This window comes from Aeromonas sp. FDAARGOS 1402 (genome assembly GCF_019046925.1).
Classification (GTDB): Bacteria; Pseudomonadota; Gammaproteobacteria; order Enterobacterales; family Aeromonadaceae; genus Aeromonas; species Aeromonas caviae.
This window is the reverse complement of sequence record NZ_CP077201.1, coordinates 930157-943229: the sequence shown is the minus strand read 5'-3', so window position 1 is coordinate 943229 and position 13073 is coordinate 930157. Positions and strand designations below refer to the sequence as shown.

Here is a 13073-nt window from a genome sequence, read left to right as displayed (position 1 = left end):
GCCCAGATAGCTCAGTCGGTAGAGCAGGGGATTGAAAATCCCCGTGTCGGCGGTTCGATTCCGTCTCTGGGCACCATATTTTGGTGCCATGAAATAAAAACGTGTTCATGCACAATGATTTGAAGTGTGCCGGCTTAGCTCAGTAGGTAGAGCAACTGACTTGTAATCAGTAGGTCACCAGTTCGATTCCGGTAGCCGGCACCATTTGCCCAGATAGCTCAGTCGGTAGAGCAGGGGATTGAAAATCCCCGTGTCGGCGGTTCGATTCCGTCTCTGGGCACCACGAATAATTCCTCCTTAGCTCAGTCGGTAGAGCGACGGACTGTTAATCCGCAGGTCGCTGGTTCGAGCCCAGCAGGAGGAGCCAATTAAAAAGCCCAGCAGCAATGCTGGGCTTTTTCTTTTCCCATTGTCCCCGTCCTGAATATGGCTTATACCTTCTTCCCCGAATAGATGGAGATCTCGATGGGACAAGGTGTGAAACGCACACAGCGCGATTACTCACTGAGGTTTAAATTGTCCCTGGTCGAGCAGATTGAAAAAGGTGAACTCACCTACCAGTAGACACAATTCCAATATGGCATTCAGGGCAATTCGACCATTCTGGTATGGTTGCATAAGCATGGTCTGCAGGGTTGGAGCCAGGGAGCATCGATTAGAGCTGGCAGGATCACATCATGCCTGATCCCGGCAACCAAATGTCTGAACAGCGTATCAAGGAGCTCGAGTAGCTGGCGCTGATGAGCCTGGAGGCTCAGTTCTTTGAAGGCGCCTCAATCGTAAAAAACGACCTGGTAAGCTCTCTCGCAGCGGTATGTCGAAAAGCTGACCATCTTCAGTGCTTGCTGGTTCCTCGGAATAAACCGTTAGGCTGACTACAATCGCAATCGGGTCGCCGACCTGCGTCATGCACAAGGGCAGCAGGTAGTGAGCTTTGTGCGCAAAGTTCACTACGGGTGGGCATCCACAAGTAGCATTATCTGCTGCAGGGCCAAGACGATGCTGGGCTGACGGTCTGGTGGGACAGACTGTTTAGGATATTGGCCGAGCACCGTCTGTTGGTGCAGCCCAAACGGGCCTATCACAAGACGCTCCACAGTTTTCAGCGTTTCTATCGCCATCCCAACTTGCTCAAACCCGGCCCGGTGAAAATCACTGCGGTGGCGCCAGGGCAGGTCTTGGTTGCCGACATCACTTACCTGCCGGCAAAGAGCGGGCCACTCTACCTGAGCCTGGTGACGGATGCCTTCTCGCGTAAGATAGCGGGGCATCACGTGCACGAAGGGATGCATGCTGAGTTGGTTGTGATGGCGCAGAGCACTGAAGCAACGGCGTGGCAGCGGGGAGTTTATCCATCACTCGGACGGCAGGGTGCAGTATTGCTCAGGCTTGAATCAGACGCTGTATGAACGGTACGGAGTACAGTACTCGATGACTGATGGGTATGACTGTTATCAGAATGCGCTGGCAGAGCGGGTGAACGGGATACTGAAAGGAGAGTTGCTGTAGCAAAGCCCGTAGGACCTGGTGTAGACGAGGAAGATGGTGCATAAGGTGGTGGGTAGTTATAACCTAGAATGATCGCATTAGGCCTCGCAATGCAGAATCCCCGATGCGGTACATCGGGTTCTGAGTGCCAGAAGTTAACTGAAAACATGTAAACGGACTTCAGGATTTCAGGCCCGCTCTTCGGTCAGGGGGCTGACACTCAGCACGGGGGCGGCATCGATGCCGTCGGCATTCATCATGGCGGAGATGCGTTGCAGGGATGAGAGCAACAACCCTTGCTCCCAGTTCTCCAGCGCCTGAAAACGTTGAATGAAACTCTCCTGCAAGGGGGTCGGAGCCTGGGCAAGCAGGGCGCGTCCCGCGTCAGTGAGCGTTGCATGCACCTTGCGTTTGTCGGTTTCGCTGCGAATGCGCTGTACCAGCTGGCGGCTCTCCAGCCGGTCCATGATGGTGGTGGCGGTGGCCTGGCTCATGTTGGTGTGATCCGCCAACTGGCGCATGGAGATCTGGCCAAGCTCGTCGATGCCCTTGAGCAGCAGGAGTTGAGGCGAGGTCAGGCCGGCCTCCTTGATCAAGCGCTTGGAGTGCATGTCGATGGCACGGATGATCTGGCGCAGGGCGATCAGCACTTCATCATGTTTTTCCATGGGGTCTGGGTCATCGCAGGGCTGTGGAGAGGCGCGAAATTCTCCGCCTAATCCATAACAAGGTCAATATGGTTTTTGATGTAATGGTTTTAGCTCTAATGAATATTGTGTTAGGTTATCGGACAATTGCCCCATTCCAACCCGATATTTGAGGAGTGAAATCATGCATGACGACCTGGATATCAAGTCCCTGGTTGCCGACCTGCGTGTGGTCAGAGTTCGCTATGAACTGCCGGACACCGCAGCATTTGTGCGTTATCAACCTGCCTATGACGAGGACCCCAACAACCTCAAGGTACACCACTACGATGGTGAGCTGCCGCTCTCTTGCAGCAACACAGGTTCTTTCAGCCTAAAGGAGTTGGTCAATGAGTTGCGCTATGCCTATGTGCTGGTTCACCTCTTCCCCGACGAGAGTGCCATGAACTTCTATCTGGCGGGTCTGGACAATGGGCTGGCACAGCTGGAGTTCATCGGTGGCTCCTATGACTTCAACCGCCTCTGGATCACCAGCGGTGTCTCCAATCTGGGGGTGCCCATGGCTATCTTCCTCGGCAAACGCCACGCAGTGAACGGTCAGCCGTCGGTGACCCTGGTGGATCACCGTGAGCAGGTGGCAGGTCGTCTGGCCTATCGCGCCATCGGCGGTGCCGGCGATCACGTGGGTGAAGACTTTTTCAACAACGACTAAGGAGGCCCGATGCGAGCAACCAAAGGGCTTTTGAAAGGCCTCAATCCCACCATGGCCATGACGGCCCTGACCGTCGTGACCCTCTTCCTGCTGTTCGGCGTCTTTGATCCGGATACCGCAGGCACCTGGTTTACCGGGGCCAAGGACACCATCATTGCTGGCTTCAAGTGGTATTACATCCTGGTGGTCGCCCTGTTCCTGTTCTTCGCCGTCTACCTGATGTTCAGCCGCTTTGGCAGCATCCGGCTGGGCGACGACGACCAGGTACCGGAGTTTGGCTACTTTGCCTGGTTCTCCATGCTGTTCAGCGCAGGCATGGGCATAGGCCTGGTGTTCTGGAGTATCGCCGAGCCCATGTATCACCTGCAGGGCAACCCCTTCATCACCGAAGGTATGACGCCGGAAGCGGCCCAGATCGCCATGCGCCTCACCTTCTTCCACTGGGGTCTGCACCCCTGGGCCATCTATGTGATCGTCGGCCTGTCGCTGGCCTTCTTCAGCTACCGGCGCAAGTTGCCGCTGGCCATCCGCTCCGTGCTCTACCCCATTCTTGGCGATCGCATCTACGGCTTCTGGGGCCATGCCGCCGACGTGCTGGCGGTGTTCGGTACCGTGTTCGGGGTGGCGACCTCCCTTGGGCTGGGAGTTTCCCAGATGAACACCGGCCTCAATCAGATGTTCGGCATGGGCGTGTCACAAGCGAACCAGCTCTGGCTCATCGGTGGCATCAGCCTGATTGCCACCCTGTCGGCCATCTCCGGCGTCGGGCGCGGGGTGAAGATCCTCTCCGAACTCAATATCTGGCTGAGCGTGTTCGTGCTGGGCCTCTTCCTGGTGCTGGGGCCAACCACCTACATCCTCAACGCCTATGTGCAGAACATCGGTGATTACCTGCAGAACATCGTCAAGCTGAGCTTCTGGACCAATACGGAAGCCAACGGCACCTCGGCCTGGCAGTCCAGCTGGACCGCGTTCTACTGGGGCTGGTGGATTGCGTGGGCCCCCTTTGTCGGCATGTTCATCGCGCGCATCTCCAAGGGCCGCACGATCCGTGAATTCGTGCTCGGTGTTCTGCTGGTGCCCTCCCTGCTCGGCATGCTCTGGCTCACCGTGTTTGGCGGGACTGCCATGAACCTGGAGCTGTTCGGTGGCGGCGGCGTAGTGGAAGCGGTCAATCAGGATGTCACCATGGCGCTCTACAAGACGGTGGAACTGCTGCACTGGGAGACCTTCGGCTGGATTGCCAAGGGTGTGCTGACCCTGCTTATCTGCACCTACTTCATCACCTCCAGCGACTCGGGCACGCTCGTGATTACGACGCTGCTCTCCATCGGCGACCAGGATCCCCCGGTGCTGCACCGCGCCATCTGGGGACTGGGGCAGGGGCTGGTCGCGGCCATTCTGCTGGTCTCCGGCGGGCTTGCCGCCCTGCAGGCCGCCAGCATCATCGCCGCGCTGCCCTTCTCGGTCATCATGCTGGCCATGTGCTATTCCCTGATGCAGGGGCTCAAACAGGAGAGCCAGCACCAGTTCGAATACAGGCAGAAGCTCAAGCGCCATCCGGGGTCGGTCAATCTGAGCCTGATGGATCGCATCGGTCCGGGCTGATGACATGACAGGTTCGGTCAAACGAAAGGGGAACCTCGCGGTTCCCCTTTTTCATGCCTGTTCGGCGGTCGTTAGCTACAGCATCTGCTTGAGTCGATAGAGCAGGTCAAGGGCCTGTCGCGGGGTCAGCTCGTCCGGGCGTACTGCTGCCAGCTCCTCCACCACAGGATGGGGTTGCGGGGCGAGAGTGACCGGAGCCGGACGGCTTTCGCCGGCGGCCACCGGAGTGGCACTCTCCAGCTCGTGCAGCTTGTGGCGGGCCTGGTGGATCACCGATTTCGGCACCCCGGCCAGCGCCGCTACCTGCAGGCCGTAGGAGCGGTTGGCCGCACCTTCCTGCACCGCGTGCATGAAGGCGATGGTGTCGCCGTGCTCCACCGCATCCAGGTGGACGTTGGCTAGCCCGCTCATCAGCTCGGGCAGGCGGGTCAGCTCGAAGTAGTGGGTGGCGAACAGGGTGTAGGCGCCAATCTTGCTTGCCAGCTGCTCGGCGCAGGCCCAGGCCAGGGAGAGGCCGTCGTAGGTGCTGGTGCCGCGGCCAATTTCGTCCATCAGCACCAGACTGCGGGCGGTGGCGTTGTTGAGGATATTGGCAGTCTCGGTCATCTCCACCATAAAGGTGGAGCGGCCGGAGGCGAGATCATCCGACGCCCCGATGCGGGTGAAGATGCGGTCGATGGGGCCGATGCGGGCGCTGTCGGCGGGCACGAATGCGCCGATATGGGCCAGCAGCACGATGAGGGCGGTCTGGCGCATGTAAGTGGATTTACCGCCCATGTTGGGGCCGGTGATGATCAGCATCCGCCGCTCCCGCTCCAGCCGGATGGGGTTGGCGATAAAGGGATCTGTCATCACCTGCTCCACCACCGGATGGCGGCCCGCTTCGATCAGGATCTGATCCTCATCGATAAGCGTCGGGCAGCGGTAGTCGAGGGTCTCTGCCCGCTCGGCCAGGTTGGCCAGCACGTCCAGCTCCGCCAGTGCGGCAGCAGACTCCTGCAGATCGCCGAGGTGCGGCAGCAGGGCGTCGAGCAGCTCTTCGTAGAGACGCTTTTCCAGCGCCAGGGCCTGGGCCTGGGCGGTGAGCACTTTGTCCTCGTACTTCTTCAGCTCATCGATGATGTAGCGCTCGTTGTTTTTCAGCGTCTGGCGGCGGATGTAGTGGGCCGGCACCAGGTGGCTGTTGGCGCGGCTCACCTCGATGTAGAAGCCGTGCACCTTGTTGTAGCCCACCTTGAGGGTGTTGATGCCGGTGAGCGCCTTCTCCCGCTCCTCGATGCGGGCCAGGCTGGCGGTGGCGCCATTGGCCAGATCCCGCAGCTCGTCCAGATCAGTGTTGAACCCTTCACGGATGACGCCGCCATCGCGGATGAGCACCGGCGGCACCTCCATCACGGCACGCTCCAGCAGATCGAACAGTTCGGGGAAGGTGCTCGCCCGCTCGCGCAGTTGCTGCACCGCCTCGTGCTCGCTCTCCGCCAGCAGCCGCTGCAACTCGGGCAGCTGAGCGAAAGCCTGCCGCAACCGGGTCAGATCGCGCGGGCGGGCCGAGCGCAGGGCGAGACGCGCCAGCACCCGCTCCACGTCACCGACCTGGCGCAGCAATCCGCCCAACTCGTCATAGAGGTTCTGCTCGATGAGCTCCTTGATGGTGCTCTGGCGACCTTTGAGGATCACCCGGTCGCGGATCGGCTGATGGATCCAGCGCTTGAGCAGCCGGCTGCCCATCGGCGTGGCGGTGCAATCGAGCACGGCGGAGAGGGTGTTGTCGTGGCCGCCAGCCAGATTCTGGGTCAGCTCCAGATTGCGGCGGGTGGCGGCATCCATGATGACCGCATGATCGGGCTGCTCCAGGCGCACGCTGCGAATGTGGGGCAGGGCGGTGCGCTGGGTGTCTTTCACGTACTGCATCAGGCAGCCGGCGGCGCACAGGGCGGTCTCGCTCTGCTCGACCCCAAAGCCCACCAGATCCTGGGTGCCGAACTGCTGGCACAAGAGCTTGCGGGCGGTGCCGAGCTCGAACTCCCACTCCGGGCGGCGACGCAGACCGCGGCGACCCTCGACATGGTGCAGGAAGGCGAACGATTCGGGGTAGAGCAGCTCCGCCGGATTGGTGCGTTGCAGCTCCGCCAGCAGGGTCTCTTCTTTCTCGAACTGGTTGATGAAGAAGCGACCGGAGCCGATGTCCATGGTGCCGTAACCGAAGCGGCGGCCATCGTGGTAGACGGCGGCGATCAGGTTGTCCTGCCGTTCGCTGAGCAGCGCCTCGTCGGAGACGGTACCCGGGGTGATGATGCGAATGACCTTGCGCTCCACCGGCCCCTTGCTGGTAGCGGGATCCCCCACCTGCTCGCAGATGGCGGCCGATTCGCCGAGCTGTACCAGCTTGGCGAGATACCCCTCGATGGCGTGATAGGGCACCCCGGCCATCGGGATGGGGCTGCCGGCCGACTGGCCGCGCTTGGTCAGGGAGATGTCGAGCAGCTGGGAGGCCTTGCGGGCGTCGTCGTAGAAGAGCTCGTAGAAGTCACCCATGCGATAGAACAGCAGGATCTCCGGGTTTTCGGCCTTGAGAGTCAGATACTGCTGCATCATGGGGGTGTGGGCGCTCAAGTTGGCGCCTGGCGCTTGGTATTGTGCTGTCATGTGCTATTCCAGAAGGTGCTCTTGCGGGCAAACGTCTGCCGTCATGGGTCTGAATCTGGGGGCCATTCTACATGCTCGAGGCAAGATGGTGAGGAGGAATCTCCGTCTTGGGGGCAAAGCCGGCATCCCGTCGCGGATCTGTGCATCCGGATGATGCTGACCAGAGTGGCCTGGGGGGAGCCTGGCCGAAAAGAGGCATGGGGGAGGAGAAATAGCATCCCCGCACGGATGCGGGGATGGGAGAGACGGGGAGAGTGTCGCCCTTAGTACATGGCCTCGCCGCCACTCAGCATCTCGTGCAGCTTGGCTTTCTGCTCGGGCGTCAGCACCCGGCTCACCTCGAAGAGGTAGTGGGCGCGATGGTAGCGGGCCTCGGCCTGTACGTCGCTGATGGTCTGCAACTGCTTCCTCGCCGCCACTTCATCCCATTTGCCGGACTTGATCATGTTGACGATGACGTCCTGGCCGATGGCATCGAGCTTGATTGAGCCCAGCTCCCTGGTGGCCTGCTCGCGCAGCCCCTTGATCTGCTCCACCTGGGCGCTGGAGAGGTTCAGCTCCTGGGCCAGGGTGGTCTCGCTCTGCAGCTCGGCGGTGCCCTCGGTGGCAAAGGCATGGGTGGCGATACACATTGCGAGGGCTGTCATGGCGACGTTGAACGGATGCATCATCCGGCTTTCTCCTTGGTCTGATGGGATGGAAACCGCATGCATGGCGGTGTTGGAACATGATAACGAGCAGCCATGTACTGGAGCTTAAGCGACGACAACTTGCTGACGCAGTGGCCCCGGGGTCGGTTGCCCGAGGAGCGGGGCAACTGCATAATGAGCGCCATATTTCGCCTGGAAGAGGCCGGAAGAGGACGCGATGATGGGACTTGAGGCAGAGATCTCCCGCTTATCCCGGGAATTGGGCGAGGCACTGCTGGCCAGAGGCTGGCTGGCCGCCACGGCGGAATCCTGCACCGGCGGCGGGGTTGCCACTGCCATCACGGATACTGCCGGCAGCTCGGCCTGGTTCGATCGCGGTTTCGTGACCTACACCAACGAAGCCAAACAGCAGATGCTCGGCGTCAGCATCGATAGCCTGTTGCGCCACGGTGCCGTCAGCGAACCCGTGGTGCTGGAGATGACCCGGGGCTGCCTGGCTCGCTCCGATGCGGGTATCTGCGTGGCCATCAGCGGTATCGCCGGGCCTGGTGGTGGCAGCGAGGAGAAACCGGTCGGCACTGTCTGGTTTGCCTGGGCAGATCGTACCGGTCGTCACCACTCCCTGCTCGCCCGTTTCGATGGGGATCGCCATCAGGTGCGCCAGCAGGCGGTCAGACAGGCCTTGTCCGGACTCCTGGCACTGCTCAAATAAATTGGGCTTGATACTGTATGCATAAACAGTATACTTAGCCCAACTTCACTTCTTACTCACGATTCCCAGCGGAGATTGGCATGGATCAGAACAAACAGAAGGCACTGGCGGCTGCGCTGGGCCAGATCGAAAAGCAGTTTGGCAAAGGCTCCATCATGCGTCTGGGCGACAGCAAGACCATGGATATCGAAGCCATCTCCACCGGCTCTCTCTCTCTGGACGTGGCGCTGGGGATCGGTGGTCTGCCGTGCGGTCGTATCGTCGAGATCTACGGTCCGGAATCGTCCGGTAAAACTACGCTGACCCTGCAGGTGATCGCCGAAGCCCAGAAGAAGGGCAAGACCTGTGCCTTCGTCGATGCGGAGCACGCACTGGATCCTATCTATGCCGCCAAGCTGGGCGTCAACGTCGACGACCTGCTCATCTCCCAGCCGGATACCGGTGAACAGGCACTGGAGATTTGCGACATGCTGGTGCGCTCCAATGCCGTCGACGTCATCATCGTCGACTCCGTGGCGGCCTTGACCCCGAAAGCGGAAATCGAAGGGGAGATGGGTGACTCCCACGTCGGCCTGCAGGCTCGTCTGATGTCCCAGGCGCTGCGTAAATTGACCGCCAACATCAAGAACGCCAACTGCCTGTGCATCTTCATCAACCAGATCCGGATGAAGATCGGTGTCATGTTCGGCAGCCCGGAGACCACCACCGGTGGTAACGCTTTGAAGTTCTACGCTTCCGTGCGCCTGGACATCCGTCGTACCGGCGCCATCAAGGAGGGTGACGAAGTGGTCGGTAACGAGACCCGCGTCAAGGTAGTGAAGAACAAGGTGGCGCCACCCTTCAAGCAAGCTGAATTCCAGATCTTCTATGGTGCCGGCATCTCCAAGGAGGGCGAGCTGGTGGACCTGGGCGTCAAGCACAAGCTGATCGACAAGGCGGGTGCCTGGTACAGCTACAACGGCGAGAAGATCGGCCAGGGTAAAGCCAACGTGATGAAGCTCTTCTCCGAAAACAAGGCACTGGCTGCCGAGGTGGAAGTGAAGCTGCGCGAGCTGCTGCTCTCCGGCGCCGCGCCGGTGGAGGAGAAGGCCACGGCTGCCGAATACGCCGAGTTTGAAGCCGAAAACGAACAAGAGTTCGAATAAGGAATGAGGAAAGGCCGGGTTGATACCCGGCCTTGTTGTTTATGGTGGATGAATCAGTGAACGAGCCGGGCGAGCCCGTCGAATTGACCTTTGAAGAGCAGGTCGCCGCCGCCCGCACCTTTGCCATGCGCAGTCTTGCCCGCCGCGAAAGTGCGGAATCCGAGCTGGCCAGACGCCTGCGTCAGAAGGGATTCGAGGAGGAGGTGGTCGCCGTTGTACTCGACCATTGCCGTAGCTATGACTGGGTCAATGACGATCGTTACGGTGCCATGGCTGTGCGGGCCGGTGCGGCCAAAGGCCATGGTCCGCTCAGGATCCGCTTCGACCTGCGTCGCAAGGGGCTGGATGACACCCAGATCGAGGCGGCCCTCGATCAACCCGAGCTCGACTGGTTCGAACTGGCGCTTGCGTTGTTATCGCGTCGGGCAAAGGCGACCGACTTTGCCGACTTCAAACTGCGCATGAAGTGGCTCAAATATCTGATGGGGCGTGGTTTTACCCAGGAGCAAGCCCGTTACGCCCTCTCAGCCATGCAAGGTGAGCAATAGTGGCGCGCCGAGGCTGGACCTATGGGCAGGATTTCCCTTGGTGTGCGGTGCGGTTGGTGGGGAATATCAGCCCTTCGCCGGGTCTGTCAATGGTGGCCCTGTGGTCGAGCGAGGCATCCCGAAGCCCCCCTGTTGCGACGTGCTTGCGGGTGTTGCTGCCAAACGCTGGCCCCTTGGGGGCTATTTCACCCGCCAAGGGTCCCCACGTTTTACTTTACCCTGCAGAAAACTTACATTAATGCGGTTAAAAGTCCGTATTCGAATCAAGCAGGATTTTCCATGTACATGTCCACGTCAGAGATTCGCGCTGCGTTTCTCGAGTATTTCCGCACCCAGGGACACCAGGTTGTCTCTTCCAGCTCGCTGGTACCGCACAACGATCCGACCCTGCTGTTCACCAACGCAGGGATGAACCAGTTCAAGGACGTGTTCCTTGGCGCCGACAAGCGTGCCTATCACCGTGCCACCACGGCCCAGCGTTGCGTGCGGGCTGGCGGCAAGCACAATGACCTGGAAAACGTCGGCTATACCGCCCGTCACCATACCTTCTTCGAGATGCTGGGCAACTTCAGCTTCGGTGACTACTTCAAACAGGACGCCATCCGGTTTGCATGGGAATTCCTGACCGGTACCCTCAAGCTGCCCAAAGAGCGCCTGCTGGTGACCGTCTACGCGACTGATGACGAAGCCTTCGACATCTGGGAAAAAGAGGTCGGCGTGCCGGCCGATCGCATCGTGCGCATCGGTGACAACAAGGGTGCTCCTTATGCATCCGACAACTTCTGGGCCATGGGCGATACCGGCCCATGCGGTCCCTGCACCGAGATCTTCTACGACCACGGCGATCACATCTGGGGTGGCCCTCCCGGTTCACCGGAAGAGGATGGCGACCGCTTCATCGAGATCTGGAACGTGGTCTTCATGCAGTTCAACCGTCAGGCTGACGGCACCATGGAGCCGCTGCCCCGTCCGTCCGTGGATACCGGCATGGGTCTGGAGCGTATCTCCGCCATCATGCAGGGGGTGCACTCCAACTATGAGATCGACATCTTCCAGGCGTTGATCAAGAAGGCGGCCGAGATTGTCGGCACCACGGATCTGAGCAACCAGTCCCTGCGCGTCATTGCGGACCACATCCGTTCCTGCGCCTTCCTGGTGGCTGACGGTGTCATGCCCTCCAATGAAGGTCGCGGCTACGTGCTGCGCCGCATCATCCGCCGCGCCGTGCGTCACGGCCGCAAGCTGGGTGCTACCGACGTCTTCTTCTATAAGCTGGCTGCCGAGCTGGCCGTACAGATGAAGGATGTGGCGGCGGAACTGATCGCCCAGCTGCCGCTGGTCGAGCGAGTGTTGCGCATCGAGGAGGAGCAGTTCGTCCGCACGCTGGACAGAGGTCTGCTGCTGCTGGAAGACGCCCTGGCCAACCTCGGTGATGCCAAGGTGATCCCGGGTGAAGTGGTGTTCAAGCTCTATGACACATACGGCTTCCCGGCCGACCTGACCGCCGACGTGGTGCGCGAGCGCGAGATCGGCATCGACGAAGAGGGCTTCAAGGCTGAGATGGAGAAGCAGCGCGCCCGTGCGAAAGAGGCTTCCAGTTTCGGTGTGAACTACAACGACGTGCTGAAGCTCGATTTCGAGACCCCCTTTACCGGTTACAAGCAACTGAGCCAGAACACCCAGGTGGTCGGTATCTACAAGGATGGTGTCGAGGTCAATGGCCTCATCGCCGGTGAAGAGGCAGTGATCGTGCTGGCGGAGACCCCCTTCTATGCGGAGTCCGGCGGTCAGGTGGGTGACAGCGGCATCCTCAAGGTGGATGACGGCATCTTCGCCGTCACCGACACCCAGAAAGCGGGCAAGGCGATCATCCACAAGGGCTATCTGGAACTGGGTACCCTGGAGAAGGGAGCCGAGGTCGAGGCCGTGGTCGATGGCGACCGTCGTCAGGCCATCGCCCTTAACCACTCCGTGACTCACCTGTTGCACGCGGCCTTGCGCCAGGCGCTGGGTGAGCACGTGACCCAGAAAGGATCCCTGGTGGGCGCCGAGCGCATGCGCTTCGACTTCTCCCACTTCGAAGGGCTGACCATGGCGACCATTCGCCGAATCGAGGAGCTCGTCAACGCCCAGATCCGTGCCAACCACGAGGTGGCGACCCAGCTGATGGGGCTGGAAGAGGCCAAGTCAGCCGGTGCCATGGCGCTGTTTGGCGAGAAATATGAAGACGATGTGCGCGTGGTACGCATGGGTGACTACTCCACCGAGCTGTGCGGCGGTACTCACGCCAAGCGCACCGGTGACATCGGCTTCTTCAAGATCATTGCCGAGAGCGGCATCGCGGCTGGCGTGCGTCGTATCGAAGCGGTCACCGGCAAGAGCGCCATCGATCTGATGCACCAACTGGGTGAACAGATCGAAGAGGCCGCCGCGCTGGTGAAGGGCGATCAGTTCTCCATCGCCGACAAGGTGCGCCAGGTACTGGACAAGGCCAAGATGATGGAGCGCGAGCTGGAACAGCTCAAGGCCAAGCTGGCGGCGCAGGCGGGTAACGACCTGCTGAGCCAGGTCATCGACATCAATGGCCAGAAGGTGCTGGTTGCCGCCCTGGAAGGGGTCGACCCCAAATCCCTGCGCGGCATGCTGGACGAGCTGAAGAATCAGATGAAATCCGGTGTCGTGCTGCTGGCAACCAGCAGTGATGGCAAGGTCAACTTGATCGCGGGCGTGACCAATGACCTGACCGGCAAGGTCAAAGCTGGTGAGCTGGTCAATCTGGTGGCCCAGCAGGTGGGTGGCAAGGGCGGTGGTCGTCCCGACATGGCACAGGCGGGTGGTACCCAGCCTGAGGCGGTGCCGGCGGCGCTGCAATCCGTTCACTCCTGGCTGGAAGAGCGCCTGTAAGCGGGCGAGGTGA

Annotated in this window: 10 protein-coding genes, 4 tRNA genes and 1 pseudogene; 12 read left to right on the top strand and 3 right to left on the bottom strand. The window is 60.5% G+C overall.

What is annotated here, in order from left to right; genetic code table 11:
* From I6L32_RS04540 to I6L32_RS23040, 6 genes and pseudogenes are all read left to right on the top strand, one after another.
* Nucleotides 1–76: transfer RNA gene (locus tag I6L32_RS04540), tRNA-Phe, on the top strand.
* A 52-nt stretch (nucleotides 77–128) separates the two neighbouring features.
* A tRNA-Thr gene (locus I6L32_RS04535) sits at nucleotides 129–204 on the top strand.
* A 3-nt stretch (nucleotides 205–207) separates the two neighbouring features.
* A tRNA-Phe gene (locus I6L32_RS04530) sits at nucleotides 208–283 on the top strand.
* 8 nt (nucleotides 284–291) lie between these two features.
* Nucleotides 292–367 (top strand) — tRNA-Asn (locus I6L32_RS04525).
* A 98-nt stretch (nucleotides 368–465) separates the two neighbouring features.
* Nucleotides 466–645: pseudogene (locus I6L32_RS23045) on the top strand (IS3 family transposase); the annotation flags it as partial.
* A 395-nt stretch (nucleotides 646–1040) separates the two neighbouring features.
* Nucleotides 1041–1409, top strand: coding sequence for a hypothetical protein (locus I6L32_RS23040; RefSeq protein ID WP_223937767.1), 369 nt, complete (start codon nucleotides 1041–1043; stop codon nucleotides 1407–1409).
* A 267-nt stretch (nucleotides 1410–1676) separates the two neighbouring features.
* Here the strand turns inward: I6L32_RS23040 and I6L32_RS04515 are convergent, their stop codons facing one another.
* Nucleotides 1677–2156, bottom strand: coding sequence for a MarR family winged helix-turn-helix transcriptional regulator (locus tag I6L32_RS04515; RefSeq protein WP_010672813.1), 480 nt, complete (start codon nucleotides 2154–2156; stop codon nucleotides 1677–1679).
* 163 nt (nucleotides 2157–2319) lie between these two features.
* On the opposite strand from I6L32_RS04515, the gene I6L32_RS04510 reads away from it, so the two are divergent.
* Nucleotides 2320–2847, top strand: coding sequence for a hypothetical protein (locus I6L32_RS04510; protein WP_010672814.1), 528 nt, complete (start codon nucleotides 2320–2322; stop codon nucleotides 2845–2847).
* A 9-nt stretch (nucleotides 2848–2856) separates the two neighbouring features.
* A complete protein-coding gene (locus I6L32_RS04505) occupies nucleotides 2857–4455 on the top strand; it encodes a BCCT family transporter (protein ID WP_010672815.1) in 1599 nt (532 codons plus the stop codon).
* Nucleotides 4456–4530: 75 nt separating this feature from the next.
* Here I6L32_RS04505 and mutS read toward each other — a convergent pair whose 3' ends face one another.
* Both mutS and I6L32_RS04495 read right to left on the bottom strand, forming a co-directional pair.
* Entirely contained in the window at nucleotides 4531–7101 is a 2571-nt protein-coding gene (gene mutS / locus I6L32_RS04500; protein ID WP_216944750.1) for a DNA mismatch repair protein MutS, read from the bottom strand.
* A 263-nt stretch (nucleotides 7102–7364) separates the two neighbouring features.
* Nucleotides 7365–7772 carry a Spy/CpxP family protein refolding chaperone gene (locus I6L32_RS04495; protein ID WP_052815400.1) on the bottom strand — a complete coding sequence of 136 codons (408 nt, stop codon included), beginning with the start codon at nucleotides 7770–7772 and terminating at the stop codon, nucleotides 7365–7367.
* A 199-nt stretch (nucleotides 7773–7971) separates the two neighbouring features.
* Here I6L32_RS04495 and pncC point away from each other — a divergent pair, with 199 nt between their 5' ends.
* The 4 genes from pncC (at nucleotide 7972) to alaS (ending at nucleotide 13060) form a co-directional block, all read left to right on the top strand.
* The gene (pncC, locus tag I6L32_RS04490; protein ID WP_029313644.1) at nucleotides 7972–8463 is read left to right on the top strand and encodes a nicotinamide-nucleotide amidase; all 492 of its coding nucleotides are present in this window, start codon (nucleotides 7972–7974) and stop codon (nucleotides 8461–8463) included.
* 80 nt (nucleotides 8464–8543) lie between these two features.
* Nucleotides 8544–9608 carry a recombinase RecA gene (gene recA, locus I6L32_RS04485; protein WP_043154135.1) on the top strand — a complete coding sequence of 355 codons (1065 nt, stop codon included), beginning with the start codon at nucleotides 8544–8546 and terminating at the stop codon, nucleotides 9606–9608.
* 41 nt (nucleotides 9609–9649) lie between these two features.
* Entirely contained in the window at nucleotides 9650–10156 is a 507-nt protein-coding gene (locus I6L32_RS04480) for a regulatory protein RecX (RefSeq protein ID WP_216944749.1), read from the top strand.
* Nucleotides 10157–10435: 279 nt separating this feature from the next.
* Nucleotides 10436–13060: an alanine--tRNA ligase gene (gene alaS / locus I6L32_RS04475; protein ID WP_041212325.1), complete on the top strand. Its 2625-nt coding sequence runs from the start codon at nucleotides 10436–10438 to the stop codon at nucleotides 13058–13060.
* The last annotated feature ends 13 nt before the right edge of the window (nucleotides 13061–13073 follow it).

Coding starts and splice junctions, on each gene's coding strand:
- I6L32_RS04515 (WP_010672813.1), bottom strand. CDS start 2,156: ATGGAAAAACATGATGAAGTGCTGATCGCCCTGCGCCAGATCATCCGT.
- I6L32_RS04510 (WP_010672814.1), top strand. CDS start 2,320: ATGCATGACGACCTGGATATCAAGTCCCTGGTTGCCGACCTGCGTGTG.
- I6L32_RS04505 (WP_010672815.1), top strand. CDS start 2,857: ATGCGAGCAACCAAAGGGCTTTTGAAAGGCCTCAATCCCACCATGGCC.
- mutS (WP_216944750.1), bottom strand. CDS start 7,101: ATGACAGCACAATACCAAGCGCCAGGCGCCAACTTGAGCGCCCACACC.
- I6L32_RS04495 (WP_052815400.1), bottom strand. CDS start 7,772: ATGATGCATCCGTTCAACGTCGCCATGACAGCCCTCGCAATGTGTATC.
- pncC (WP_029313644.1), top strand. CDS start 7,972: ATGGGACTTGAGGCAGAGATCTCCCGCTTATCCCGGGAATTGGGCGAG.
- recA (WP_043154135.1), top strand. CDS start 8,544: ATGGATCAGAACAAACAGAAGGCACTGGCGGCTGCGCTGGGCCAGATC.
- I6L32_RS04480 (WP_216944749.1), top strand. CDS start 9,650: ATGGTGGATGAATCAGTGAACGAGCCGGGCGAGCCCGTCGAATTGACC.
- alaS (WP_041212325.1), top strand. CDS start 10,436: ATGTACATGTCCACGTCAGAGATTCGCGCTGCGTTTCTCGAGTATTTC.